Here is a 24,424-nt window from a genome sequence, read left to right on the forward strand (position 1 = left end):
GAGCGGTTGTGGATAAGGTTCTGAACTTCAAACAAGGTCGCGTGCCGCTGCTGATCAGCATGCCTCACGCGGGTGTGCGCCTGACGCCGGTGGTCGAGGCCGGATTGATCCCGGACGCGAAAAGCCTGCCGGACACCGACTGGCATATTCCGCAGCTCTACGATTTCGCCGCCGAACTGGGCGCCAGCACCCTGGCGGCCGAGTACTCGCGGTTCGTCATCGACCTTAACCGGCCGTCCGACGACAAACCGTTGTACGCGGGCGCCACCACCGGGCTGTACCCGGCAACGCTGTTCGATGGCATTCCGTTGTTCAAGGAAGGCAAGGAACCGTCGAAAGAAGAACGCGCCACGTACCTGGAGCAGATCTGGACGCCATACCACCGCACCCTGCAGGAAGAGCTGGCGCGGCTGAAGGCCGAGTTCGGTTACGCGTTGCTGTTCGATGCGCACTCGATCCGTTCGATCATCCCGCACCTGTTCGACGGCAAGCTGCCGGACTTCAACCTCGGCACCTTCAATGGTGCCAGTTGCGACCCACAACTGGCCACGCAACTGGAAGCAATCTGCGCACGCCACGGCGATTACAGCCACGTGCTGAACGGACGCTTCAAGGGCGGCCACATCACCCGTCACTACGGCAACCCGGCCGAAAACATCCACGCCGTGCAACTGGAGCTGGGCCAGTGCACCTACATGGAAGAGTTCGAACCGTTCCGCTACCGCGCCGATCTGGCGGAGCCGACGCGGGTGGTGCTCAAGGAGTTGCTGCAAGGGCTGCTCGCCTGGGGCGCAAAGCACTACAACTGAGTCTGTTTTGGAGAGCGCCTGTCGCCACCGTGCAAATCCCGGTCGCCACAGGTCGCTTTTCCGTCTCGCCTGCTGCGTAATGTTTCGGCCACGGTGCAAGAAGACACCGATCCGAACAATAAACCGCTGCCGCACGAGACGATCCCACATGAAAAAACTGTTCACTCGTTGTGCGTTAATCCTCACCGGCAGTGCGCTGCTCAGCGCCGGCGCCATGGCTTCCGACGATGCATCCTGCAAAACCGTGCGCATGGGCGTGGTCAACTGGACCGACGTGATCGCCACCAGCGGCATGGCCGACGTGCTGCTCAACGGCCTCGGCTACGAAAGCAAACAGACCAGCGCCGTGCAGCAAATCATCTTCGCCGGCATCCGCGACAAACGACTCGATATCTTCCTCGGCTACTGGAAACCGGCGATGGACAAGAACATCGCGCCGTTCCTGGCTGCCAATCAGGTCAAGGTCATGGACAAGCCAAGCCTGGCGGATGCCCAGGCAACCCTGGCAGTGCCGGACTACGTTGCGGCGGCGGGGCTGAAGACCTTCGGCGACGTCGCAAAATTCAAGGATCAGCTCGGCGGCAAGATCTACGGCATCGAGCCCGGCAGCGGCGCCAACACCACGATCAAGACCATGATCGAAACCAACCATTTCGGCCTGAAGGATTTCAAGATCATCGAATCCGGTGAGGCCGGAATGCTCGCTGCCGTGCAGCGGGCGGTGAACCGCAAGGAGTTCGTGGTATTCGTCGGCTGGACCCCGCACCCGATGAATATCAACATGAAAATCACCTACCTGACCGGCAGCGAAGACGTCTACGGCCCGAACGAAGGCGCCGCCACCGTTTCCACGGTCACCGCGCCGGACTACGCCGAGCGTTGCCCGAACGTTCATCGACTGCTGGAAAACCTGACCTTCACCGCCGCCCAGGAAAGCCAGTTGATGGTGCCGATCATGGAGCGCAAGACACCGCAGGAAGTGGCGAAGAACTGGTTGCGTGAACACCCGGAAGATTTGCAGCGCTGGCTGGCGGGTGTCAGCAGTTTCGACGGCAAGGATGGCGTGGCCACGGTCCAGGCCAGCCTGAAAAACTGATGGGCACTTATCCACTTTCACCGGCGATGGCGGCGTTTGTCGCCAGAACCGAAAGCTTCGCCAGCGATGACAGCAGCTTCGCCGGGTTGCGCCGTGGCTATGACGAGATGTGCCGGGCGTTTACCCCGCCGCGACCGGCAGCACTTGAGGTAGAAGATTTTCAGTTGGGCTCGGTGCCGGTTCGCGCCTATCGCCCACCTGCTGCGTCACCATCCTGCGTGGTGTACCTGCACGGTGGCGGATGGGTGGTCGGTGGGCTGGACTCCCACGACTTCATCTGCTGCGAACTGGCCATGGCGCTGGGGGCGATGGTGGTGGCGGTGGATTATCGGTTGGCACCGGAACATCCGTTTCCGGCGGGATTCGACGACTGCCTGAGTGTCTGGCGTGCCCTGCGCAGCGGATCGCTCGGCTTCGACCCCGAGCGCATGCTGGTGGCCGGCGACAGCGCCGGTGGCAATCTCGCCGCCGCGTTGTGCCTGGCCTTGCGCGATGCCGGCGAAGCGCCGCCCAAAGCCCAGGTGCTGATCTATCCCGGACTGAGCGGTGACGAGCATCTGCCGTCACGCAGCGAATGCGCCGATGCGCCGTTACTCTCCAGCAGCGACGTGGATTGTTATCACGCGCTATACCTGCGCGGCACACCACAACCGAATTCATGCGCCATGCCGTTGCTCGCCGATGACTTCAGCGGATTGCCCCCGGCCTGGATCGCCGTGGCGCAGTTCGATCCATTGCGCGACGACGGTGTGCGCTACGCCGAACGACTGTCCGCCGCCGGGGGCGAGGCCACGCTGTATTACGGCGAAGGGCTGGTGCACGGCTGCCTGCGGGCGCGGCATCAGGCCGCCGAAGTCGATCGCCTCTACGAAAACCTGCTGGGGTTCATGGCTGACAAAATGTGACAGCGCGCGGGCATGCTCATTGACGTAAATCGGGTTTATGATGCCGGACGGCAGAATAATAGAAGTCCCCCCAGGGATGACCTCGACCCCTTACGGAGCGCGCAATGCAGACTTTGTTTCCGCAGATCAAACCTCACGCACGGCACGATCTGGCCGTCGACGACACCCATACGCTGTACGTCGACGAAAGCGGTTCACCGGAAGGTTTGCCGGTGGTGTTCATCCATGGTGGCCCGGGCGCCGGGTGCGATGCCCAGAGCCGTCGCTACTTCGATCCGAACCTGTATCGCATCGTCACCTTCGACCAGCGTGGCTGCGGACGCTCCACCCCCCACGCCAGCCTGGAAAACAACACCACCTGGGATCTGGTCGAAGACCTCGAGCGCATCCGCAAACACCTGGGCATCGATAAATGGGTGCTGTTCGGCGGCTCCTGGGGTTCGACCCTGGCGCTGGCTTACGCGCAGACCCACCCGGAGCGTGTGCATGGTCTGATCCTGCGTGGGATCTTTCTCTGCCGTCCGCAGGAAATCGAATGGTTCTACCAGGCCGGGGCCAGCCGTCTGTTCCCCGATTACTGGCAGGACTACCTCGCGCCGATCCCGTTGGACGAGCGCGACGACCTGCTCAGCGCTTTCCACAAACGCCTGACCGGCAACGACCAGATCGCCCAGATGCATGCCGCCAAGGCCTGGTCGACCTGGGAAGGGCGCACCGCGACCCTGCGCCCGAACCCGCTGGTGGTCGACCGTTTCTCCGAGCCGCAGCGCGCCTTGTCGATTGCGCGGATCGAATGCCACTACTTCACCAACAACGCCTTCCTCGAACCGAACCAGCTGATTCGTGACATGGGCAAGATCGCTCATTTGCCGGGCGTAATCATCCATGGCCGTTATGACGTGATCTGCCCGCTCGACAACGCGTGGGAGCTGCATCAGGCCTGGCCGAACAGCGAGCTTCAGGTGATCCGCGATGCCGGTCACGCTGCGTCCGAACCGGGTATCACCGACGCGCTGGTGCGTGCCGCCAGCAAAATGGCCCGGCGCCTGCTCGACCTGCCGCCCGAAGAAGCATGAAGGGGCTTTTGCAGCGCGTGAAAGGCGCGCGGGTCGAAGTGGCGGGGGAGGTGGTCGGCAGCGTCGATCAGGGTTTGCTGGTGCTGGTGGCGGTCGAACCCGACGACACGCAGGCCAGCGCCGACAAACTTCTGCATAAGCTGCTTAACTATCGAGTATTCAGTGACGCCGAGGGCAAGATGAACCTGTCTTTGGCGGATGTGGGCGGCGGGCTGCTGCTGGTCTCTCAGTTCACCCTGGCTGCCGACACCAAAAGCGGGCTGCGTCCGAGTTTCTCGACCGCAGCCCCTCCGGCGCTGGGCGAGGAATTGTTCGACTATCTATTAAGCAAAGCGAAACAGATGCATGGCACTGTGGCATCAGGTAGATTCGGCGCGGATATGCAGGTGCACCTGGTCAACGATGGCCCGGTAACCTTCCTGTTACAGACATGAAAGCGCTTGAAACAAGTTTTTAAGGGCTTTTCGACTGAAAACAGGGAATTTTCGCGATAAATACTTTGTTACCCCTGATGCGTTGTCACGCGGGCTACTAGATAATCGCGCGCTACGGGGATCAGCGTTCGTTGGTCCATTTTGACTTAGGTAGAGACTTGTCCGGATCCGATTGGGGAATCATTTTGCCCCAGCGGAGTCGGAACAATGCTCGCCAACTTGGCAAGGGTGCCCTGCAAGGCCGGTATTTTTGTACCGAAAACCTCACAGGCACTTCATCTGGCCGTTGGTTTATTGATCTGTTTTCGGCGAGGGTTGCTCGTGATTGTTAGTCCCTGTAATGCAGCAAAATTGTCTGCCAAACGCTTGCGCAGCGCTCTGGTAGCGGGCTCGGCAGTACTCTGCCTGCTCAGCGCCGGCCAGCTTTGGGCATTCAATCTTGACGATGTGTCGGCCAAGGCCAAAGAGCTGGCCGGGCAAAAATTCGAAGCCCCGCGCAGCAACCTGCCGAACGAATTCCGTGACATGAAGTTCGCGGACTATCAGAAGATTCGTTTCCGCACCGAAAAAGCTGAATGGGCCGACCAGAAGAACCCGTTCAAGCTGTCCTTCTATCATCAGGGCATGCACTTCGATACGCCGGTGAAAATCAACGAAATCACCGCGAACACCGTCGAAGAAATCAAATACGATCCGAGCCGTTTCGATTTCGGCGATCTGCAGTTCGATCCAAAGGCCACCGAACAACTGGGCTATGCCGGTTTCCGTGTGCTGTACCCGATCAACAAGGCTGACAAGCAAGACGAAATCATGACCATGCTGGGCGCGAGCTACTTCCGCGTCGTCGGCAAGGGTCACACCTACGGTCTGTCGGCCCGTGGCCTGGCGATCGATACCGCTCTGCCGTCCGGCGAAGAATTCCCGCGTTTTCGCGAGTTCTGGATTCAGCAGCCGAAGCCGGGCGACAAGCACCTGGTGATCTTCGCCCTGCTGGACTCGCCGCGCGCGACCGGCGCCTACCGCCTGATCCTGCGCCCGGGCAGCGACACCATTGTCGACGTCAAAGGCCAGATGTTCCTGCGTGACAAGGTCGGCAAGCTCGGCATCGCGCCGCTGACCAGCATGTTCCTGTTCGGCGCCAACCAGCCGTCGAAAGTGCTCAACTACCGTCGCGAACTGCACGACTCCAGCGGTCTGTCGATCCATGCCGGCAACGGCGAGTGGATCTGGCGTCCTCTGAACAACCCTAAACATCTGGCTGTCAGCCAGTTCAGCGTCGACAACCCGCGCGGTTTCGGTCTGCTGCAACGTGGCCGTGACTTCAGCCACTACGAAGACCTCGACGACCGCTACGACAAGCGTCCAAGCGCCTGGATCGAGCCGAAGGGCGACTGGGGCAAAGGCACCGTCGATCTGGTCGAGATCCCGACCGCCGACGAAACCAACGACAACATCGTTGCGTTCTGGAACCCGGAAAAACTGCCGGAGCCAGGCCAGCCGCTGGACTTCGCCTACCGCATGCACTGGACCATGGACGAAGCGGCAATTCACGCGCCGGACAGCGCCTGGGTCAAGCAGACCCTGCGTTCCACCGGTGACGTCAAACAATCGAACCTGATCCGTCAGCCGGATGGCAGCGTTGCCTATCTGGTCGATTTCGAAGGCCCGTCCCTGGCGGCTCTGGCCCCGGATGCGGACGTGCGCAGCCAGGTCAGCGTCGGCGACAACGCCGAACTGGTCGAGAACAGCGTGCGCTACAACCCTGAAACCAAGGGCTGGCGCCTGACCCTGCGGATGAAGATCAAGGACGCGAGCAAGTCGACCGAGATGCGTGCCGCACTGGTGCAGAACATCGTTCCGGCCGATCTGGCCAAGACCTCGCTGCCGGCTTCCAACTCCTCGGTTGCCAAGGCCGACAAGATCGCCGCCAAGCAACAGGAAAAAGCCGACAAGGAAGCCAAGGCCGCCGAAGCCAAACAGGCCGACGCCAAGCCAGCGGCAGATGCCAAGGACAAGGCCAACAAAGACGCCAAGCAGCCAGCGGCTGCGGACGCGGCCCCAGCCACACCGGAACCGGCCTCGACTGAAGAAGTCCTGACCGAGACCTGGAGCTATCAGTTGCCTGCCGATGAGTAACTCTCAAGTACAGCCAGAGACTCTGTCCGAGTATCTGGCGCATCTGCCGATGACCGACGAGCAGCGCGCGGAACTCGCGGGCTGCCAGTCCTTCAGCGAATTGCATCAACGCCTGTCGTCCTCGACGTTCGACGCGCCGACCGAAGCCGCCCAGGCTTCGGTGGGCAAGCGCCTGACCCTGAGCACTGCCGAAGAGCTGGAAGACGCGGAAATGCTGGTGCTCGATGCCAGCGGCCGGGTCAGCCTCAAGGCCACGCCGCCGATCCGTCGGACCAAGGTCGTGCCGGAGCCGTGGCGCACCAACATCCTGGTGCGTGGCTGGCGGCGCCTGACCGGCCGGACCAATCCGCCGCAGCCGCCGAAAGACCAGAACGTGCTGCCAGCCGCCCGCTGGCGCACCGTCGGTTCGATCCGTCGCTATATCCTGCTGATCCTGATGCTCGGCCAGACCATCGTCGCCGGCTGGTACATGAAAGGCATCATGCCGTACCAGGGCTGGTCGTTCGTCGACCTGGAAGAAGTCCTGCATCAACCGCTGCTGCAAACCGCCACGCAAGTGCTGCCGTATGCGCTGCAGACCAGCATCCTGATCATGTTCGGGATTCTGTTCTGCTGGGTGTCGGCCGGTTTCTGGACCGCGCTGATGGGCTTCCTCGAGTTGCTCACCGGTCACGATAAATACCGGATCTCCGGTAAAAGTGCCGGCAACGAGCCAATTCCGAAAGACGCGCGCACCGCACTGGTGATGCCGATCTGCAACGAAGACGTGCCTCGGGTGTTCGCCGGTCTGCGTGCGACGTTCGAGTCGGTTGCGGCTACCGGTGACCTGGACCGTTTCGACTTCTTCGTCCTCAGTGACAGTAACGACACCGATATCTGCGTCGCCGAACAGCAGGCCTGGCTGGACGTCTGCCGTGAAGCCAAGGGCTTCGGCAAGATCTTCTATCGCCGTCGTCGCCGTCGCGTCAAACGCAAGAGCGGCAACCTCGACGACTTCTGCCGTCGCTGGGGCGGTGACTACAAGTACATGGTCGTGCTCGACGCCGACTCGGTGATGAGCGGCGAATGCCTGACCAGTCTGGTGCGCCTGATGGAGGCCACGCCGGACGCCGGTATCATCCAGACCGCACCACGTGCTTCGGGCATGGACACGCTGTATGCGCGCATGCAGCAGTTCGCCACTCGCGTTTACGGCCCGCTGTTCACTGCCGGCCTGCACTTCTGGCAGCTGGGTGAATCCCACTACTGGGGTCACAACGCGATCATCCGCATGAAGCCGTTCATCGACCACTGCGCCCTGGCGCCGTTGCCGGGTAAAGGCGCGTTCTCCGGTGCGATCCTCTCCCACGACTTCGTTGAAGCCGCGCTGATGCGCCGCGCCGGCTGGGGCGTGTGGATTGCCTACGACCTGCCGGGCAGCTACGAAGAACTGCCGCCGAACCTGCTCGACGAACTCAAGCGTGACCGTCGCTGGTGCCACGGCAACTTGATGAACTTCCGCCTGTTCCTGGTAAAAGGCATGCACCCGGTGCACCGCGCGGTGTTCCTGACTGGCGTGATGTCTTACCTGTCGGCGCCGTTGTGGTTCTTCTTCCTGGTGTTGTCCACTGCGCTGCTGGCGGTGAACACGCTGATGGAGCCGCAGTACTTCCTCGAACCGCGCCAGCTCTATCCGTTGTGGCCGCAATGGCACCCGGACAAGGCCATCGCGCTGTTCTCGACGACCATCGTGCTGCTGTTCCTGCCGAAGCTGTTGAGCATCATCCTGATCTGGGCCAAGGGCGCGAAAGAGTTCGGCGGCAAGTTCAAGGTGACCCTGTCGATGCTGCTGGAGATGCTGTTCTCCATGCTGCTGGCGCCGGTGCGGATGATTTTCCACACCCGTTTCGTCCTGGCCGCGTTCCTCGGCTGGGCCGCGACCTGGAACTCCCCGCAGCGTGACGACGACTCCACGCCATGGAGCGAAGCGGTCAAGCGCCACGGTCCGCAGACCCTGCTGGGCTTCTTCTGGGCGCTGCTGGTGATCTGGCTGAACCCGAGCTTCCTGTGGTGGCTGGTGCCGATCGTCGGTTCGCTGATGCTGTCGATTCCGGTGTCGGTGATTTCCAGCCGTGTGGGCCTGGGCCTCAAATCCCGTGACGAGAGCCTGTTCCTCATCCCTGAGGAATACAATCCGCCACAGGCGCTGCTGGCCACCGATCAGTACACCCACGAAAACCGCTGGCACGCCCTGAACGACGGCTTCGTCCGCGCCGTGGTCGATCCGCAGCAGAACGCCCTGGCGTGCTCGCTGGCGACCTCGCGTCACGGTCAGGCCGAGCCGATCGAATGGCTGCGTCAGGAGCGTGTGCGTCACGCGATCAAGGTCGGCCCGGCCGGGCTGAGCAACCATGATCGCCTGCAACTGCTGAGCGATCCGGTGGCCCTGGCCCGTCTGCACGAGCAGGTGTGGGCCGAAGGTCACGCCGAGTGGCTGGACGCGTGGCGGGCGTCGGTGAAAGCCGATCCTCATGCGCCATTGTTGCCGCTCAAGCCTGTGAGCTTGCAGGCGCAACCGGCCTGATGAAGAACCCCGCGAAAGCGGGGTTTTTTTTGCCTGCCGAATGCTGGCATCGGTCAGCCACTCATGAAAAAACCTTGTGCAAACGGACGAGTGCGTTAGCATCCGTCCCCGAATTGGCGCACCCGGACACTTTTGTCCATCACTGTCGGTTTTCGCGCCGCAAACGCAATGGTTTTGGGGACTTGAAGATGAAGAAGTATCTGTCGATGCTGCTGGTCGGCGTCACGGCACTGGTTGCAGTCAATGCGGCGCAGGCCGGCGCAATCGATGACGCGGTCAAGCGCGGCACGTTGAAAGTCGGCATGGACCCGACCTACATGCCGTTCGAGATGACCAACAAGCGCGGCGAGATCATCGGTTTCGAAGTCGACATCCTCAAAGCCATGTCCAAGGCCATGGGCGTCAAGCTGGAGCTGGTTTCGACCGGTTACGACGGGATCATCCCGGCGCTGATGACCGACAAGTTCGACATGATCGGCAGCGGCATGACCCTGACCCAGGAACGCAACCTGCGCCTGAACTTCAGTGAACCGTTCATCGTGGTCGGCCAGACCCTGCTGATCCGCAAGGAGCTGGAAGGCACCATCAAGTCCTACAAAGACCTGAACACCGCCGACTACCGTATCACCTCCAAGCTCGGCACCACCGGCGAAATGGTCGCCAAGAAGCTGATCGCCAAGGCCAAGTACCACGGCTACGACAACGAGCAGGAAGCCGTGCTCGACGTGGTCAACGGCAAGGCTGACGCCTTCATCTACGACGCGCCGTACAACGTGGTCGCGGTGAACAAGGTCGGCGCCGGCAAACTGGTGTTCCTCGACAAGCCGTTCACCTACGAGCCGCTGGCCTTCGGCCTGAAGAAGGGTGACTACGACAGCATCAACTTCATCAACAACTTCCTGCACCAGATCCACGAAGACGGCACCTACGATCGCATCCATGACAAGTGGTTCAAGAGCACCGAGTGGCTCAAGGACATGGAATAAGCGCTGGTCTGACTGACCTCGTAGCTCCAATCGCGGGCAAGCCCGCTCCCACAGGTCTGGTGTGAGCACAGAATATGTGCCCGCCTGAAACACTGTGGGAGCGGGCTTGCCCGCGATGAGGCCCTTCAAGGCGACACAGAATCCGGAACCTGCAAATCCAATGAAACAGAAAAAAGCCCAATGGCCCTGGCACGTCCTGACCGTGCTGGTGCTGGTCGGCCTGGCTGGCGCGCTGTATTACGCCACGTCGCTGATGTCCTACGAATGGCGCTGGAACCGCGTGCCGCAGTACTTCGCCTATCAGGCCGAGGAAACCCAGCGCGCCACCGACATCTCCACCGTCAGCGAACTGGTGCGCAAGGGCGGCAGCGCGCAAGTTACCCTGCGCAACGATGCCGGTGACGAACAGCACCTGACCGTCGACGAAAACAGCCTGCAATTCGCCCAGGGCGACGATGTGGCTGAAGGCGACGTCGTGGGTGTGACCCGGCATTGGGCGGCGGGGCCGCTGCTGTGGGGCCTGTGGACGACGCTTTGGCTGTCGGTGGTGTCCGGCGTGCTGGGGCTGCTGATCGGTCTGGCGACCGGGCTGTGCCGCTTGTCGAGCAACCCGACCCTGCGCGACCTGTCGACGATCTATGTCGAACTGGTACGCGGCACGCCGCTGCTGGTGCAGATCTTCATTTTCTACTTCTTCATCGGCACGGTGATGAACCTGTCCCGGGAGTTCGCCGGGATCGCCGCGCTGTCGCTGTTCACCGGCGCCTATGTGGCGGAAATCATCCGTTCCGGCGTGCAGTCGATTGCCCGTGGGCAGAACGAAGCGGCCCGCTCGCTGGGTCTGAGCGCTGGCCAGTCGATGCGTCATGTGGTGCTGCCGCAAGCGTTCAAACGTGTATTGCCACCGCTGGCCGGGCAGTTCATCAGTCTGGTGAAAGACACCTCGCTGGTGTCGGTGATTGCCATCACCGAGCTGCTGAAAAGCGGCCGTGAAGTCATCACCACCTCGTTTTCGCCGTTCGAAATCCTGTTCTGCGTGGCCGGCCTGTACCTGTTGATCAACCTGCCGCTGTCGAAAATCGCCAGCCGGCTTGAGCGGAGGCTCGCGCAAAGTGATTGAAGTCCGCGATCTGGTAAAAGTCTTCGACACTCGTGGCCAGGTAGTTCGCGCCGTGGATCACGTCAGCACCAACGTGGCCAAGGGCGAAGTGCTGGTGGTGCTCGGCCCGTCCGGTTCCGGCAAGTCGACCTTCCTGCGCTGCCTCAATGGCCTGGAAGAGTTCGATTCCGGTTCGGTGAGCATCGACGGTCTGCAACTGGCCGACCCGAAAACCGACGTCAACGCCTACCGCCGCGAAGTCGGCATGGTGTTCCAGCATTTCAATCTGTTCCCGCACATGACCGTGCTGGAAAACCTCTGCCTGGCGCAGAAAGTCGTGCGCAAGCGCGGCCAGAAGGAAAGCGAGGCCAAGGCCCTGGCGTTGCTGGAGAAGGTCGGGATTGCGCAGAAGGCCCGCGAATACCCTTCGCGTCTGTCCGGCGGTCAGCAGCAACGCGTGGCGATTGCCCGGGCGCTGGCGATGGACCCCAAAGTCATGCTGTTCGACGAGCCGACCTCGGCCCTCGACCCGGAAATGGTCGGTGAAGTGCTGGATGTGATGAAGAACCTGGCCGTGGAAGGCATGACCATGGTCTGCGTGACCCACGAAATGGGCTTTGCCCGGGAAGTGGCGGATCGGGTGCTGTTCTTCGATCACGGCAAACTGCTGGAAGATGCTTCGCCGACGGAATTCTTCGACGCGCCGAAGGATCCGCGAGCCCAGGCATTCCTGCGGCAAGTCCTCTAAACGCAGGGCAAAAAAAATCGCAGCCAATGGCTGCGATTTTTTTTGTCACTGATCGTCCCCACGCTCCGCGTGGGAACGATCAAACGATCAGGCATCCCTCAAACCTTAAACCGGCCCACCAGCGTTTGCAGGTGAGTGCCCAGGCGCGCCAGTTCGACGCTGGACGCCGCCGTCTCTTCGCTCGCTGCCGACGTCTGATCCGACACATCCCGCACGTTCAGCACGCTGCGGTTTATCTCTTCGGCCACGGCGCTCTGCTGCTCGGCCGCCGCTGCGATCTGCTGGTTCATCGCCTGAATCGCCGAGACGGTGCGGGTGATGCTTTCCAGCGAACCACCGGCACGGCGGGTCAGCTCGACGCTGCTGTCGGTCAGAGTGCGGCTGTTGTCCATGATCGTCGCCACTTGCTGGGTGCCGTTCTGCAGACCGACGATCAGCTCTTCGATCTCTTCGGTGGACTTCTGGGTGCGCTGGGCGAGGCTGCGGACTTCGTCGGCGACCACCGCGAAACCACGTCCGGCTTCACCGGCACGGGCCGCTTCGATGGCGGCGTTGAGGGCCAGCAGGTTGGTTTGCTGGGCCACGGATTTGATCACGTCGAGAACGCTGCCGATCTTGTCGCTTTCGCGCTTGAGCTCGCCCATGGCCTCGGTGGAGTGGCCGACTTCAGTGGCCAGACGTTCGATCTGGGCAATGGCTTCACCGACGACCTTGTCGCCTTCGCGGGCCTGCTGGTCAGCCGCGACGGCGGCTTCCGAAGCTTCCTCGGCGTTGCGCGCGACTTCCTGCACGGTGGCAGCCATTTCGTTCATGGCGGTGGCGACCTGATCGGTCTCGACCTTCTGATTGTTCACGCCGGCGCTGGTCTGCTCGGTCACGGCGGACAGTTCTTCGGCGGCGCTGGCGATCTGGGTGACGCCGTCGCTGATGCCGCCGATCAGTTCGCGCAGACCCTGGGTCATGCTCTGCATCGAGCGTTGCAGCTGGCCGAGTTCGTCGCGGCGCTGGGAGATCAGGTTGTGGGTCAGGTCGCCGGAGGCTACACGTTCGGCGACTTTCAGGGTCTGGTTCAGCGGAATGATGATCTGCCGGGTAATCGCCCAGGCGGCCAGGAGGCCGAAGGCCACGGCCAGCAGGGTGGCGATCAGCAACTGGTTCTTGGCGCTGGCGGCATCGGTGTCGCGAACGACGGTCTGGGATTCGGTGAGCTGCTTGCTGACATCAAGCAGGATGTCGCCCTGCACCGACATACGGGCCAAGGCCTTGGCGCTGGCCACCTGGGAGTCGCGGAACTGGCTGACGGCGGCGCGATAGGCCTTGAGCGAGTCGGTGGCCTGTTGCAGGTTGGCGATGTGTTGCTCAGGCAGCTTGGCCGGCAGGGTCTCGAGGTTTTTCAGGGCGTTGTCGATGGCGTCGAGGGCCGGTTGCTCGGCTTCGGTCTTGCCGCTGTAGGTGTAGCCACGGACCTGGAAGCGCGCCTGCTGGATCAGCTTGCTCAGGTCGATCACCGCGTTGAACTGGGCAACACTGTCGCCCTGCAGCATGGATTTCTCGACTTCGGCGACCTTGGCCACGGCGTTGTCGGCGGTGGCGCCGAGCTTGCTGCGGGCATCTTCGCGGTTGGCGCCGGCTTGCACCATGTCGGCGAAGGCGCGTTTGTACTCGGCGACGGCCGCCAGTTGCTGATCGACTTTCGTTGCGTCCGACGGTTGCTCGATCAGGCTGCGGGCGGTTTGCAGGCCGCTGTCGAGTTTGCCGAGCAGGTCATTGACCGCGCCCGGGCCTTGTTCGCCACGGCGCATTTCGTAGTCCAGACGTGCCAGACGCAGGTCCTTGGTCAGCTCGTTGAGGCTGGAGATGAAACCGAGTTTGTCACCGCGGCTGATGATGCCGCTCATGCCGGTCCAGCCGGTGAAGGTGATCAACAGCGTCAGCAGCAGCACCAGGCCGAAACCGATGCCCAGCTTGCGTTTGACGCTGACGTTTCCAAGATTCTCGGCTAACCAACGGTACATGCGACGACTCCCCTCGGACCACTAATTGGACTTATGGAGACTGTATCGGCTGGATGATGGCAATCTGTAACGCGATTTGTCCGGCGCCGAATGGCGCCGGCAGGTTCAGAACAGGCGGGCGAGCAGGGCGGTGACGGCGGTTTCGACCCGCAGGATGCGATCGCCCAGTTGCACCGGTTGCAGGCCGGATTTGCCCAGCAGGTCGATTTCGTAGGGAATCCAGCCACCCTCGGGGCCGATGGCCAGGGTCACCGGTTCGCTCAGGGCACGGGGACAGGGCGGGAAGTTGCCCGGATGGCCGACCAGGCCGAGGGTGCCGTCGGTGATGGCCGGTAGGCGGTCTTCAACGAACGGCTTGAAGCGCTTCTCGATGATGATTTCCGGCAGCACGGTGTCGCGGGCCTGTTCGAGGCCGAGGATCAAATTCTCGCGAATCGCTTCCGGCTCCAGGAACGGCGTCTGCCAGAAGCTTTTCTCGACGCGATAGCTGTTGACCAGAATCACCTTCGACACACCCATGGTCGCCACGGTCTGGAACACCCGACGCAGCATCTTCGGACGGGGCAGGGCGAGTACCAGGGTCAGCGGCAGTTTGGCCGGCGGTGGCTGATCGAGGGTGACCTGCAGCTCGGCTTCGCCCGTTTCCAGACGCAGCAACTCGGCCGAGCCCATCAAACCGTTGATACGCCCGACCCGCAGGCTGTCGCCGACTTCCGAGCGATGGACTTCCTGCATGTGAGTCAGGCGCCGGTCGCGCAGCACGACGCGGTCGGCCGCAATGAAATCGGCCTCTTCGAGCAGCAGCAGGTTCATGGCTGGGTCGCTGGCGGCTGGTCGTTGTGGTCGTCGACGGTCTCGTCCGGGCGCTCGCGCTTGCTGACCAGGCTGCCGAACAGGATGCCGACTTCAAACAGCATCCACATCGGTACGGCCAGCAGGGTCTGGGAGAAGATGTCCGGCGGGGTCAGGATCATGCCGACCACGAAGCAACCGATGATCACGTACGGGCGGATCTTCTTCAGGTATTTGACGTCGACCACGCCGATCCACACCAGCAGCACCACGGCCACCGGGATTTCGAACGCCACGCCGAAGGCGAAGAACAGCGTCATGACGAAGTCGAGGTAGCTGGTGATGTCGGTCATCATTTCCACGCCGGCCGGGGTGGCCGAGGCGAAGAACTTGAAGATCAGCGGGAACACGAAGAAGTAGGCGAACGCCATACCGGTGTAGAACAGCAGGATGCTGGAAATCAGCAACGGCACCGCCACACGCTTCTCGTGCTTGTACAGGCCCGGCGCGATGAAACCCCAGATCTGGTGCAGGATCACCGGGATCGCGAGGAACAGCGAGACCATCATCGTCAGCTTCAGCGGCGTCAGGAACGGCGACGACACGTCGGTGGCGATCATCGTCGCGCCGGCCGGCAGGTACTGGCGCAGCGGCGTCGAGACGAAGGTGTAGATCTGCTGGGTGAAGGCGAACAGCCCGGCGAAGATGATGAAGATCGCCGCGACGCAACGCAGCAGGCGGGTGCGCAACTCGGTGAGGTGCGATACCAGCGGCATGTGCTGGTCGTTTTCGGGGAGATCGCTCATGGGGCTCGCGGCGGCAAAGTGGTGTCTTGGGGCGCTGGTGTGGCTGGCGCGGCGGCTGGAGCAACGGGTTCGATCGGCTTCATGACCGGGGCAGTTTCAGCGGCTGCGGCAGAGACGTGTTCGACGCTCGCCGGTTGCTCCGCAACGGGGGCCGCAGGCGTCTGCTCTGCCACTGGCTGCACGGGCGTCGGCTCCTGCTGAACCGGTGGCGTGAAGATCTTCCGCGCCTCCTGCTCCAGCGACAGAATGTGTTCGTTGTGCAGTTGCCGACGGATTTCGTCGGCACCGATTTCACGTTCAACTTCCTGTTTGATCGCGTTGAAGCTGCGCTTCAGCCGCCCGACCCACAGGCCGGCGGTGCGCGCGGCACCCGGCAAACGCTCGGGGCCCAGCACCAGCAGGGCAACGAGGCCGACGAGCAGCAGTTCAGAGAAGCTGATACCAAACATTAGTCAGTGCTCACACGTCTTTGCGGATCGGCTCTTCGACTTTCTGCGCCTGCACGTCGATGGTGTGCGGCGGGTTGGCCTGAGCGGTGGCTTGCGGCTGGACCGGTGGTACCGGCTGCGCAGGCGTGACGGTCGGATCGGCCGGTTTTTCGTCGTCGTTCATGGCTTTACGGAAGCCCTTGATCGACTCGCCGACGTCGGTGCCGAGGTTTTTCAGTTTCTTGGTGCCGAACACCAACACCACGACAACCAGAATGACGATCCAGTGTTTCCAGTCAAAAATGCCCATGTTGCTGTTCCTCTCTAAAAGTTGTTCAGGCGGACGGACGCGAGGCTTTCTCGACGTGTCCGGACAGGCCGAAGCGACGATCCAGCTCGTCGAGTACAGCCTGCGGATGCTGCCCCAGCTGGGCGAGCATGACCATGCTGTGGAACCACAGGTCGGCGGTCTCGTAGATCACGTCGCTGCAGTCACCGCTGACGGCGGCGTCCTTGGCGGCGATGATCGTTTCGACCGACTCTTCGCCGACCTTCTCCAGAATCTTGTTCAGGCCCTTGTGATACAGACTAGCTACATATGAGCTGTCGGCCGCTGCGCCTTTGCGCTCTTCGAGCACTTGGGCCAGACGAGTCAGGGTGTCACTCATGTTTGTGTCCTGCGGAGTAGATTGCGTGCGGGTCTTTCAATACCGGGTCGACCGTTTTCCAGTCGCCGTTTTCGAAGACGCGGTAGAAGCAGCTCTGACGGCCGGTATGGCAAGCGATGTCGCCAATCTGTTCGACCATCAGGATGATCACGTCGGCGTCGCAGTCCAGACGCATTTCATGCAGGGTCTGCACATGGCCGGACTCTTCGCCCTTGCGCCACAGCTTGCCACGGGAACGTGACCAGTAGATGGCACGGTTTTCGGATGCGGTCAGCTCCAGGGCTTCGCGGTTCATCCAGGCCATCATCAGCACGCGTCCGGTCTTGTGATCCTGGGCAATCGCCGGCACCAGGCCATCGGCGTCCCACTTGATCTCGTCCAGCCAGTTTTTCATCTTCGACTCCGACAGCGAACCCACACTTCAATAGTCGGGTTCAGGCGTTGAAACAGTGTGCCAGCCGATCACGCAACTGGCTATCGGCGAACGACCAGATACAAGCCGACTGCCACCATGATCCCGGCGGGCCAATGCCCCAGTTCATTCAGCGGGCCACCGGCGGCGAGGATCGTGCCGCCCGCCAGATGGGCGCTGCCGAGCAGGCGCAGGAACCAGTCGTCCTTGCGCTTTTTCCACGGCGGTGGCGGGTCGTTGGCGTGGGGCTGGGACATGCGCTCGAGCAGGTCGCGGGCCATGTTGGCCAGGTGCGGCAGCTGTTCGAACTGGCTCTGCACGTTGCCGATCAAGGCTTTCGGGCTGACGCGCTCGCGCATCCAGCGTTCGAGGAACGGCTGCGCGGTGTTCCACAGGTCCAGATCCGGGTACAGCTGACGGCCCAGGCCTTCGATGTTCAGCAGGGTTTTTTGCAGCAGCACCAGTTGCGGCTGCACTTCCATGTTGAAGCGGCGCGCGGTCTGGAACAGGCGCATCAGCACCTGGCCAAATGAAATATCTTTTAACGGTTTTTCGAAGATCGGTTCGCACACGGTACGGATCGCCGCTTCGAATTCGTTGAGTTTGGTTTCCGCCGGCACCCAGCCCGAATCGATGTGCAATTGCGCCACGCGGCGGTAGTCGCGCTTGAAGAAGGCGAACAGGTTGCGCGCCAGATAGTCCTGGTCTTCCGGGGTCAGGCTGCCGACGATGCCGCAGTCGATCGCGATGTACTGCGGGCTCCACGGGTTGACGGTGCTGACGAAGATGTTGCCCGGGTGCATGTCGGCGTGGAAGAAACTGTCGCGGAACACCTGGGTGAAGAAGATCTCCACGCCGCGTTCGGCAAGCATTTTCATGTCGGTGCGCTGGTCGGCGAGGGTCGCCAGATCCGTCACCTGAATCCCGTAGATACGCTCCATCACCAGCACTTTCGGCCGGCACCAGTCCCAATAGACTTGCGGCACGTAGAGCAGCGGCGAGCCTTCGAAGTTGCGCTTCAACTGGCTGGCGTTGGCCGCCTCGCGCAGCAAATCGAGTTCGTCGTAGATGGTTTTTTCGTAGTCGCTGACCACGTCCACCGGGTGCAGCAGGCGGGCGTCGGCGGAAACCTTCTCGGCGGCGCGGGCGAGGATGAACAGCCACGCCAGATCCTGGGCGATCACCGGTTTCAGGCCCGGGCGGATCACCTTGACCACCACTTCTTCGCCGGTCTTCAGCTGTGCGGCATGCACTTGCGCCACCGAGGCCGAGGCCAGCGGTTCGACGTCGAAGCGGCTGAACACTTCGCTGATCTTCTTGCCCAGCTGTTCTTCGATCAGTTTGACCGACAGCTGCGAATCGAACGGCGGTACGCGGTCCTGCAACAGCATCAGCTCATCGGCGATGTCTTCCGGCAGCAGGTCGCGGCGGGTCGAGAGGATCTGCCCGAACTTGATGAAGATCGGCCCCAGGTCCTGCAAGGCCAGGCGCAGGCGTGCGCCACGGCTCAAGTCCAGCGGCTTGCGCGGGAACCAGCGCCACGGCAGGACATAGCGCAGCGCCAGCAGGAACCACGGCAAGGGCAGATCGAACAGCAGATCATCGAGGCGGTAGCGGATCACGACGCGCTGGATGCGCAACAGACGGCGGACGGCGAGCAGCTTCATGCGTTATCGCTTGGGTCGAGGGATCGGGAAAGGCGCTCGAAGCGCGCCTCGAGACGTTCCAGATCGAGTTTGATCCGGTCCAGTTCGCTGAAGCGGGCTTCGGCTTCGCGCTGCCCGACAAGGGTGCGCGATTCTTCGGCCAGGTATTCGGCGAGGTTCTGGTTGAGGCTGGCAAATCCTTGTTGATACCAGCGGGCGCGGCTGCGCAGGTGACCGCCGACCAGTTGCGTGGCGACCGGGCCGAGCCAGCGCGAGAGTTCGTACTCCCAGTCCAGCTCAAGGTCCTGCAGCACGCCCGCCAGTTCCAGCAGCACGCCGCTGTCGCCGTCGAGTTCGACTTCCGGTGCGTGCAGCACCGCGGTCTTGTCCTTGCTCAGGGCCAGTTTCACCAGGCTTGAAGCCGGGGCGCGCAGGGTGCAGTCGACGCCGGTTTCCCAACGGGACGCCAGCATCAGGCCTTCGTCGCTCGGCAGGATAAACAGTTGCAGCGCCGGGCTGCGGCAATCCACGGCAATCACTTTGCCGGTCAGATGCGCCAGTCGCGGCAGCGCCGTGCTGTCGAGACGCAGCACGCGGTTCAGGCCGAGTTCGACGCTGGCCAGCAGCCCGGTCAGCAGCATCAGGGCTTGATGCCGCGGTGCAGGGCGACGATGCCTGCGGTCATGTTGTGATAGGTCACGCGGTCGAAACCGGCGTCGACCATCATCGACTTCAGGGTTTCCTGATTCGGGTGCATGCGGATCGATTCGGCCAGGTAGCGATAGCTTTCCGAGTCGTTGGTGATCAGCTTGCCCATCAGCGGCATGAAGGCGAACGAGTAGGCGTCGTAGGCCTTGGACATCAGCGCGTTGGTCGGCTTGGAGAATTCCAGCACCAGCAGACGGCCGCCGGGCTTGAGCACGCGCAGCATCGAGCGCAGGGCGTCTTCCTTGTGCGTCACGTTGCGCAGGCCGAAAGCGATGGTCACACAGTCGAAATGGTTGTCCGGGAACGGCAGTTTTTCCGCGTCGGCCTGGACGAACTCGACGTTGCCCGACACGCCGACATCCAGCAGGCGGTCACGGCCGACCTTGAGCATGGATTCGTTGATGTCCGCGAGAACGACCTGACCGGTCGGGCCGACCAGGTGCGAGAACTTTTTGGTCAGGTCGCCGGTGCCGCCGGCGATGTCCAGCACGCGGTTGCCGGCGCGCACGCCCGACAGCTCGATCGCGAAGCGCTTCCACAGACGGTGCATGCCGCCCGACAGAAGGTCGTTCATCAGGTCGTACTTGGCGGCCACGGAGTGGAACACTTCAGCGACTTTTTCCGCTTTCTGGCTTTCCGGAACGTTTTTGAAGCCGAAGTGAGTGGTGGGTTCGGCATCGCTGCCTTTGCGCTGATCAGTCATATCGCTGTCACCAAAAGAGAATGCGCGACATTCTAATCCCCAAGCCATGCTTTGTCTTGGAATGGCTAAAGGTAAGATGGGCAACCTTCGGGACGATTTGCCGCAGTGGCGGTCAAGATTCGTTGCAGGCATTCACAGCCCCATTCAAAAAGCAGGAGTCATTCAATGGCCCATATCAGTGTTGAGCGTGCCCACAGCCTGGGCAAGGAAGTGGCCCGCGAGAAAGCCGACAAACTGGCGCAGAAACTGTCCGATCAATATGGCCTCGAGCCGCAGTGGGCGGGTGACACCCTGAACCTCAAGCGATCGGGCGTGAAGGGCGCGGTGCATGTGGCCGAGGACTCGATCCGGGTCGATGTGGAACTGGGCCTGATGATGTCGGCCATGAGCGGCATGATCAAAGCCGAGATCGAGAAGGCGCTGGATAAAGCGCTGGTCTGATCAGGACAAACGGGGAGCTTCGGGCTCCCCTTTCTTTTTTCGTGCCCCTGCCTTTTATGTCAGTTGTTAGGGTGCCGTTTCTAATTTTTCTCCCTACTTTGTGCCTGAGCCCGACACTCGTCAGGGCAGTTCCTCAAACCTTCTGCGCGTGAGGTGCACCATGGCCAAAGCTATTTTGAAGAAAAAAATCGACGCCTCGACTTCTGCCCTGAGCGACGTCAAATCCTATGCCCGCAAGATCTGGCTGGCAGGCCTGGGTGCCTACACCAAGGTCGGTCAGGAGGGCAGCGAGTACTTTCAGGAGTTGATCAAGGCTGGTCAAACTGTTGAAAAGAAAGGCAAAAAAGCCGTCACCGAAAAACTCGAAGCGGCCAACGCCGAGATCGACGAAGCCAGGAGCGAGGTCAGCTCTTTCAAAGGCCGCGTCGAAGTTCAGCTCGACAAGGTCGAGAAGGCGTTCGACACGCGTGTCGCCAGTGCCTTGAATCGTATCGGCATTCCGTCTAAACATGACGTTGAGGCACTCTCTGCTAAGCTCGATGAGCTGACGGCATTGCTCGAACGCGTCGCGCGTAAATCTTAAGGAGAACGGGATGGCTGGTAAAAAGAACACCGATAAAGAAGGCAGCTCGTGGATCGGAAAAGTCGAAGACTATTCCCGCAAGATCTGGCTGGCTGGTTTAGGCGTGTACTCGAAGATCGACACTGACGGCAGCAAGCTCTTCGATACATTGGTCAAAGACGGCGAGAAAGCCGAGAAGCTCACCAAGGCTGCAGTCGGCAAGAAAGTCGATGCTGCCAAGGACACCGCGAGCTCGGCCAAATCGCGCATCAGCGGCGTGAAAGATCGCGCGCTGGGCACCTGGGATCAGCTGGAAGGGGCTTTCGACAAGCGCCTGAACAGTGCGATTTCGCGCCTGGGCGTACCGAGCCGCAACGAGGTGAAGGATCTGCACAAGAAGGTCGATACCCTGACCAAGCAGATCGAGAAACTCACCGGCCTGAAAGCTCAGCCTGTCGCGGCCAAAACCGCAGCAGCCAAGCCTGCGGCCAAAACCGCTGCCAAGCCACTGGCTAAAGCCGCCGCCAAACCAGCAGCCAAAACCGCTGCGGCCAAGCCTGCAGTAAAAGCCGCAGCCAAACCGGTCGCCGCCAAGGCCGCCGCCAAACCTGCTGCAAAACCAGCGGCCAAGCCAGCAGCGAAAACCGCTGCCGCCAAACCCGCTGCCAAGCCTGCCGCCAAACCGGCTGCAGCGAAAAAACCTGCAGTGAAAAAACCGGCCGCGCCGAAAGCCGCTGCGCCGAAGCCAGCTGCACCAAAACCGGTGACTACACCGCAAGCACTGGCCAGCACGTCGAACTCCGCCTCGGCTCCAAGCCCGGCGCCTGTTTCGACTGTTGCATCGACTCCGTCGACGCCGACCAGTCAGTCCTGATATTCAGGGCACAAGAAAACGCCCGGCCTTTGAAGGTCGGGCGTTTTTGTTTGCGCGGTCACTCGTGATCTTCGAGATATTGCAAAGCCATCCGCTCCGTCGCCACCTTCACCGGCGGCAACAAGTGCGGCGCCACCAGCATCATGATCTGGTACACCACCAGCCTCACTTCCCCCTCGCGATCGAGAATCCGCTGATAGTCCAGCGAGAACAGCAGCGTCATGGTGATCTGTTCCACCAGTTGCCCCAGCGCCTGGGTATCACTGACCAGTTGTCCCGAGGCCTTTAACCGCGCCAGCAATGACGCCAGCGTGCGTTTCAGGACGTTGAGAAAATTGCGGATGCCCTTGGCCAGTTTCGGCAGGCGTCCGGCCAGGTTCGACAGGTCCTGGAACAGGAACCGGTACTGCGCCAGCCGCTCGACGATCAAATGCAGGAACAGCCAGTAATCCTCCGGTGCCAGTTCGACATCGGCGGGCGGGTCGAGCAGTGGTGCCAGCTCGTTCTGGAAACGCTCGAACAGCCCGAGAATCAGCGGCTCCTTGCCGTGGAAGTGGTAATAGAGGTTGCCCGGGCTGATCCCCATTTCATTGGCAACCTCCATGGTCGAGACGTTCGGCTCGCCCTTTTCGTTGAACAACTGCAGGGCACATTCGAGGATCCGTTCGCTTGTTTTCATCCAGTCTTCTTAAAGGGCGGTTGGGGCCGGTCAGCGCACGCGCACGTAAGTGCCGGGCGCCGCCTCCATCGGTGGATAGTTCGCGTTGCCAAGGGCCATCTGGGTTTCGCGCAGGGTGCCGGAGCGCTGCTGGACCCACTCCAGCCACTGCGGCCACCAGCTGCCGTCGACTTTTTTCGCGTCGTAGTACCAGGCGCGCGGGTCGCTGCTCATCTTGCCGTTTTCGACGTAGTTGGCCTTGGGGTTGCTCGGCGGGTTGAGAATGCTCTGGACGTGGCCGCTGTTGGACAGCACGAAGCGCCGCTCGCCGCCCAGCAGCAGGGTCGAGCGATACACCGCGTCCCAGGGCGTGATGTGGTCGTTCATGCCGGCCACGCTGAAACTGTCGACCGTGACTTTCTGCAGGTCGATCGGCGTGCCGCAGACTTCCAGGCCGCCCGAATGAATCAGCGGGTTGTGCTTGAAGAAGTCCAGCAGGTCGCCATGAAACGCGGCGGGCAGGCGGGTGCTGTCGTTGTTCCAGTAAAGGATGTCGAACGCCGGCGGCTCCTTGCCCAGCAGGTAGTTGTTGACGAAGTAGCTCCAGATCAGATCGTTGGGCCGCATCCAGGCGAACACCCTGGCCATGTCGCGACCGTCCAGCACGCCTTTCTGATAGGAGCGACGCTTGGCCGCTTCGAGAGTCTGTTCGTCGGCGAACAGCGTCGCCGGGGAGTCGATCTGACTGTCGAGCAGGCTCACCAGATAGGTCGCGCTGGAGACCCGCCGCAGCTGCCGCTTGGCCTGCAAGTGCCCCTGCAGCGCAGCGATAGTCAGCCCGCCGGCGCAGGCACCCATCAGGTTGACCTCCCGGGCGCCGGTGATCGCCCGGCAGATGTTCATCGCTTCTTCCACGGCCTCGACGTAGGTCGAAAGGCCCCATTCGCGATGACGAACGTCCGGGTTGCGCCAACTGATCATGAAGGTCTGCAAGCTGTTCTTCAGGGCGTACTGGACGAAGCTGTTGCTCGGGCTCAGGTCGAAAATGTAGTACTTGTTGATTTGCGGCGGCACCACCAGCAGCGGTTTCGAATACTGCTTTTCGCTCATCGGCTTGTACTGGATCAGCTCGAGCAGCTCGTTGCGAAACACCACCGAACCGGTGGTGGTGGCGACAGTCTTGCCGACTTCGAAAGCCTGTTTGGTCACCTGGCGCGGCAGGCCGTCGTTGTGCAGCAGGTCATCGAAAAGATGACTCAAACCGCGTACCAGACTGTGGCCGCCGGAGTTGAACAGCTCCTTGATCGCCAGCGGATTGAGCAGCGTGTTGGAGGGCGCCACGGCGTCGTTGATCAGGGAAAAAGCGAAGTGCGCACGGGCGCGGTCGTCGTCGCTCATGTTGCTTTCGTCGATCCAGCTCTTCACCTGTTTCTGCCAGCTCAGATAGGCCTGCAGGCCCCGGCGGTAAAACGGGTTGAGACTCCAGGCCGGATCGGCGAAGCGGCTGTCATTGGGGTTGGTCGGATGCAGGGTTTCACCGAGCAGCACGCGTCCGAGCGCGCCACCGAGTTTCAACGCGTGCTTCGCGCTGTGAATGGGGTTGCGCAGACCATGGGCGGCTACGCTGCGCAACGTCGAAATCAGGTCGCGGCCTCGCAGGCCGGTCATTGCACTTTGTGCATTGATGAAAACGGCGGGACTGGGCACTACGCCCGTCGCGGGTTTGTCGCGCATGACTCAACACTCCTTCGTCTTCAGGTCAAAAACAAACACACCGAACCAGAACACCATAGACGCTGTTGCGGCTTGTTGCCTGCGCGGCGTCCTGCCACGCGTGTTGGAAAAGCTCTGCAAGGAGC

At 61.7% G+C, this 24,424-nt stretch carries 25 protein-coding genes and 1 pseudogene; 13 read left to right on the forward strand and 13 right to left on the reverse strand.

Translation table 11 applies throughout. The annotated features are described in order from the left end of the window. Window positions 1-8: 8 nt before the first annotated feature. From hutG to IF189_RS01945, 10 genes are all read left to right on the forward strand, one after another. Complete coding sequence (gene hutG / locus IF189_RS01900; RefSeq protein ID WP_192552741.1) at window positions 9-809, forward strand: N-formylglutamate deformylase; 801 nt, start codon at window positions 9-11, stop codon at window positions 807-809. A gap of 148 nt (window positions 810-957) precedes the next feature. After that, on the forward strand, window positions 958-1,905 hold the full coding sequence (locus IF189_RS01905) for a choline ABC transporter substrate-binding protein (RefSeq protein ID WP_192552742.1): 948 nt from the start codon (window positions 958-960) through the stop codon (window positions 1,903-1,905). Beyond that, window positions 1,905-2,810 carry an alpha/beta hydrolase gene (locus IF189_RS01910; RefSeq protein WP_192552743.1) on the forward strand — a complete coding sequence of 302 codons (906 nt, stop codon included), beginning with the start codon at window positions 1,905-1,907 and terminating at the stop codon, window positions 2,808-2,810. The genes IF189_RS01905 and IF189_RS01910 overlap by 1 nt, the downstream gene beginning before the upstream one ends. A 104-nt stretch (window positions 2,811-2,914) precedes the next feature. Further along, entirely contained in the window at window positions 2,915-3,886 is a 972-nt protein-coding gene (gene pip / locus IF189_RS01915) for a prolyl aminopeptidase (protein WP_007952436.1), read from the forward strand. Next, a complete protein-coding gene (gene dtd / locus IF189_RS01920) occupies window positions 3,883-4,320 on the forward strand; it encodes a D-aminoacyl-tRNA deacylase (RefSeq protein ID WP_065260939.1) in 438 nt (145 codons plus the stop codon). The genes pip and dtd overlap by 4 nt, the downstream gene beginning before the upstream one ends. A gap of 321 nt (window positions 4,321-4,641) precedes the next feature. Next, window positions 4,642-6,456, forward strand: a complete 1,815-nt coding sequence (locus tag IF189_RS01925; protein WP_134825201.1) for a glucan biosynthesis protein G — start codon at window positions 4,642-4,644, stop codon at window positions 6,454-6,456. Then, entirely contained in the window at window positions 6,449-9,019 is a 2,571-nt protein-coding gene (mdoH, locus tag IF189_RS01930) for a glucans biosynthesis glucosyltransferase MdoH (RefSeq protein ID WP_134825202.1), read from the forward strand. Before IF189_RS01925 ends, mdoH begins: the two co-directional genes overlap by 8 nt. Before the next feature lie 188 nt (window positions 9,020-9,207). Next, window positions 9,208-10,005, forward strand: a complete 798-nt coding sequence (locus tag IF189_RS01935; RefSeq protein ID WP_085711037.1) for a transporter substrate-binding domain-containing protein — start codon at window positions 9,208-9,210, stop codon at window positions 10,003-10,005. 160 nt (window positions 10,006-10,165) lie between these two features. Beyond that, on the forward strand, window positions 10,166-11,125 hold the full coding sequence (locus IF189_RS01940) for an amino acid ABC transporter permease (protein ID WP_007952431.1): 960 nt from the start codon (window positions 10,166-10,168) through the stop codon (window positions 11,123-11,125). Next, complete coding sequence (locus IF189_RS01945) at window positions 11,118-11,852, forward strand: amino acid ABC transporter ATP-binding protein (protein WP_114881121.1); 735 nt, start codon at window positions 11,118-11,120, stop codon at window positions 11,850-11,852. The genes IF189_RS01940 and IF189_RS01945 overlap by 8 nt, the downstream gene beginning before the upstream one ends. Window positions 11,853-11,950: 98 nt before the next feature. Here the strand turns inward: IF189_RS01945 and IF189_RS29055 are convergent, their stop codons facing one another. The 11 genes and pseudogenes from IF189_RS29055 to ubiE form a co-directional block, all read right to left on the reverse strand. Next, entirely contained in the window at window positions 11,951-12,823 is an 873-nt protein-coding gene (locus IF189_RS29055; RefSeq protein WP_371856501.1) for a methyl-accepting chemotaxis protein, read from the reverse strand. 30 nt (window positions 12,824-12,853) lie between these two features. Continuing rightward, a pseudogene (locus IF189_RS29060) lies at window positions 12,854-13,867 on the reverse strand (methyl-accepting chemotaxis protein); the annotation flags it as partial. Between the two features lie 105 nt (window positions 13,868-13,972). After that, entirely contained in the window at window positions 13,973-14,680 is a 708-nt protein-coding gene (locus tag IF189_RS01955) for a 16S rRNA (uracil(1498)-N(3))-methyltransferase (protein WP_192552744.1), read from the reverse strand. Further along, window positions 14,677-15,465: a twin-arginine translocase subunit TatC gene (gene tatC / locus IF189_RS01960; RefSeq protein ID WP_065261773.1), complete on the reverse strand. Its 789-nt coding sequence runs from the start codon at window positions 15,463-15,465 to the stop codon at window positions 14,677-14,679. Before tatC ends, IF189_RS01955 begins: the two co-directional genes overlap by 4 nt. Further along, complete coding sequence (tatB, locus tag IF189_RS01965) at window positions 15,462-15,914, reverse strand: Sec-independent protein translocase protein TatB (RefSeq protein ID WP_134825205.1); 453 nt, start codon at window positions 15,912-15,914, stop codon at window positions 15,462-15,464. The genes tatC and tatB overlap by 4 nt, the downstream gene beginning before the upstream one ends. 10 nt (window positions 15,915-15,924) lie before the next feature. After that, window positions 15,925-16,203, reverse strand: a complete 279-nt coding sequence (locus tag IF189_RS01970) for a twin-arginine translocase TatA/TatE family subunit (protein ID WP_007952423.1) — start codon at window positions 16,201-16,203, stop codon at window positions 15,925-15,927. A 25-nt stretch (window positions 16,204-16,228) separates the two neighbouring features. Next, window positions 16,229-16,561 (reverse strand): phosphoribosyl-ATP diphosphatase, encoded by a 333-nt coding sequence (locus IF189_RS01975; protein ID WP_007952422.1) that lies wholly within the window; start codon window positions 16,559-16,561, stop codon window positions 16,229-16,231. Continuing rightward, entirely contained in the window at window positions 16,554-16,955 is a 402-nt protein-coding gene (hisI, locus tag IF189_RS01980) for a phosphoribosyl-AMP cyclohydrolase (protein ID WP_025110285.1), read from the reverse strand. Before hisI ends, IF189_RS01975 begins: the two co-directional genes overlap by 8 nt. Window positions 16,956-17,035: 80 nt before the next feature. Then, window positions 17,036-18,640, reverse strand: coding sequence for a ubiquinone biosynthesis regulatory protein kinase UbiB (gene ubiB, locus IF189_RS01985; RefSeq protein WP_085683997.1), 1,605 nt, complete (start codon window positions 18,638-18,640; stop codon window positions 17,036-17,038). Further along, window positions 18,637-19,260 carry an SCP2 domain-containing protein gene (locus IF189_RS01990; protein WP_039772453.1) on the reverse strand — a complete coding sequence of 208 codons (624 nt, stop codon included), beginning with the start codon at window positions 19,258-19,260 and terminating at the stop codon, window positions 18,637-18,639. Before IF189_RS01990 ends, ubiB begins: the two co-directional genes overlap by 4 nt. Further along, on the reverse strand, window positions 19,260-20,030 hold the full coding sequence (gene ubiE, locus IF189_RS01995; protein WP_007952418.1) for a bifunctional demethylmenaquinone methyltransferase/2-methoxy-6-polyprenyl-1,4-benzoquinol methylase UbiE: 771 nt from the start codon (window positions 20,028-20,030) through the stop codon (window positions 19,260-19,262). The genes IF189_RS01990 and ubiE overlap by 1 nt, the downstream gene beginning before the upstream one ends. A 165-nt stretch (window positions 20,031-20,195) precedes the next feature. Here ubiE and IF189_RS02000 point away from each other — a divergent pair, with 165 nt between their 5' ends. The 3 genes from IF189_RS02000 to IF189_RS02010 all read left to right on the forward strand — a co-directional run bounded on the left by IF189_RS02000 (window position 20,196) and on the right by IF189_RS02010 (window position 21,907). Then, window positions 20,196-20,471, forward strand: a complete 276-nt coding sequence (locus IF189_RS02000) for a polyhydroxyalkanoic acid system family protein (RefSeq protein WP_085711042.1) — start codon at window positions 20,196-20,198, stop codon at window positions 20,469-20,471. Between the two features lie 160 nt (window positions 20,472-20,631). Further along, the gene (locus IF189_RS02005; protein ID WP_085711043.1) at window positions 20,632-21,054 is read left to right on the forward strand and encodes a phasin family protein; all 423 of its coding nucleotides are present in this window, start codon (window positions 20,632-20,634) and stop codon (window positions 21,052-21,054) included. Between the two features lie 10 nt (window positions 21,055-21,064). Continuing rightward, the gene (locus tag IF189_RS02010; RefSeq protein WP_134825206.1) at window positions 21,065-21,907 is read left to right on the forward strand and encodes a phasin family protein; all 843 of its coding nucleotides are present in this window, start codon (window positions 21,065-21,067) and stop codon (window positions 21,905-21,907) included. A gap of 58 nt (window positions 21,908-21,965) precedes the next feature. On the opposite strand, the gene IF189_RS02015 is transcribed toward IF189_RS02010, so the two are convergent. Then, on the reverse strand, window positions 21,966-22,586 hold the full coding sequence (locus IF189_RS02015; protein ID WP_134825207.1) for a TetR/AcrR family transcriptional regulator: 621 nt from the start codon (window positions 22,584-22,586) through the stop codon (window positions 21,966-21,968). Window positions 22,587-22,616: 30 nt separating this feature from the next. Continuing rightward, entirely contained in the window at window positions 22,617-24,299 is a 1,683-nt protein-coding gene (phaC, locus tag IF189_RS02020) for a class II poly(R)-hydroxyalkanoic acid synthase (RefSeq protein WP_134825208.1), read from the reverse strand. Window positions 24,300-24,424: the final 125 nt, after the last annotated feature.

It is taken from the genome of Pseudomonas sp. IzPS59 (genome assembly GCF_014863505.1).
GTDB lineage: Bacteria > Pseudomonadota > Gammaproteobacteria > Pseudomonadales > Pseudomonadaceae > Aquipseudomonas > Aquipseudomonas kribbensis.

Bases quoted from the DNA above. Each gene is read 5' to 3' on its own strand.
- IF189_RS02005 (WP_085711043.1), top strand. From the start codon at position 20,632: ATGGCCAAAGCTATTTTGAAGAAAAAAATCGACGCCTCGACTTCTGCC.
- pip (WP_007952436.1), top strand. From the start codon at position 2,915: ATGCAGACTTTGTTTCCGCAGATCAAACCTCACGCACGGCACGATCTG.
- IF189_RS02015 (WP_134825207.1), bottom strand. From the start codon at position 22,586: ATGAAAACAAGCGAACGGATCCTCGAATGTGCCCTGCAGTTGTTCAAC.
- phaC (WP_134825208.1), bottom strand. From the start codon at position 24,299: ATGCGCGACAAACCCGCGACGGGCGTAGTGCCCAGTCCCGCCGTTTTC.
- IF189_RS01970 (WP_007952423.1), bottom strand. From the start codon at position 16,203: ATGGGCATTTTTGACTGGAAACACTGGATCGTCATTCTGGTTGTCGTG.
- IF189_RS01910 (WP_192552743.1), top strand. From the start codon at position 1,905: ATGGGCACTTATCCACTTTCACCGGCGATGGCGGCGTTTGTCGCCAGA.
- IF189_RS29055 (WP_371856501.1), bottom strand. From the start codon at position 12,823: ATGCAGAGCATGACCCAGGGTCTGCGCGAACTGATCGGCGGCATCAGC.
- IF189_RS01940 (WP_007952431.1), top strand. From the start codon at position 10,166: ATGAAACAGAAAAAAGCCCAATGGCCCTGGCACGTCCTGACCGTGCTG.
- tatB (WP_134825205.1), bottom strand. From the start codon at position 15,914: ATGTTTGGTATCAGCTTCTCTGAACTGCTGCTCGTCGGCCTCGTTGCC.
- IF189_RS01955 (WP_192552744.1), bottom strand. From the start codon at position 14,680: ATGAACCTGCTGCTGCTCGAAGAGGCCGATTTCATTGCGGCCGACCGC.
- IF189_RS01905 (WP_192552742.1), top strand. From the start codon at position 958: ATGAAAAAACTGTTCACTCGTTGTGCGTTAATCCTCACCGGCAGTGCG.
- IF189_RS02010 (WP_134825206.1), top strand. From the start codon at position 21,065: ATGGCTGGTAAAAAGAACACCGATAAAGAAGGCAGCTCGTGGATCGGA.
- IF189_RS02000 (WP_085711042.1), top strand. From the start codon at position 20,196: ATGGCCCATATCAGTGTTGAGCGTGCCCACAGCCTGGGCAAGGAAGTG.
- IF189_RS01990 (WP_039772453.1), bottom strand. From the start codon at position 19,260: ATGCTGCTGACCGGGCTGCTGGCCAGCGTCGAACTCGGCCTGAACCGC.
- mdoH (WP_134825202.1), top strand. From the start codon at position 6,449: ATGAGTAACTCTCAAGTACAGCCAGAGACTCTGTCCGAGTATCTGGCG.
- IF189_RS01935 (WP_085711037.1), top strand. From the start codon at position 9,208: ATGAAGAAGTATCTGTCGATGCTGCTGGTCGGCGTCACGGCACTGGTT.
- ubiE (WP_007952418.1), bottom strand. From the start codon at position 20,030: ATGACTGATCAGCGCAAAGGCAGCGATGCCGAACCCACCACTCACTTC.
- ubiB (WP_085683997.1), bottom strand. From the start codon at position 18,640: ATGAAGCTGCTCGCCGTCCGCCGTCTGTTGCGCATCCAGCGCGTCGTG.
- hisI (WP_025110285.1), bottom strand. From the start codon at position 16,955: ATGAAAAACTGGCTGGACGAGATCAAGTGGGACGCCGATGGCCTGGTG.
- dtd (WP_065260939.1), top strand. From the start codon at position 3,883: ATGAAGGGGCTTTTGCAGCGCGTGAAAGGCGCGCGGGTCGAAGTGGCG.
- tatC (WP_065261773.1), bottom strand. From the start codon at position 15,465: ATGAGCGATCTCCCCGAAAACGACCAGCACATGCCGCTGGTATCGCAC.
- IF189_RS01975 (WP_007952422.1), bottom strand. From the start codon at position 16,561: ATGAGTGACACCCTGACTCGTCTGGCCCAAGTGCTCGAAGAGCGCAAA.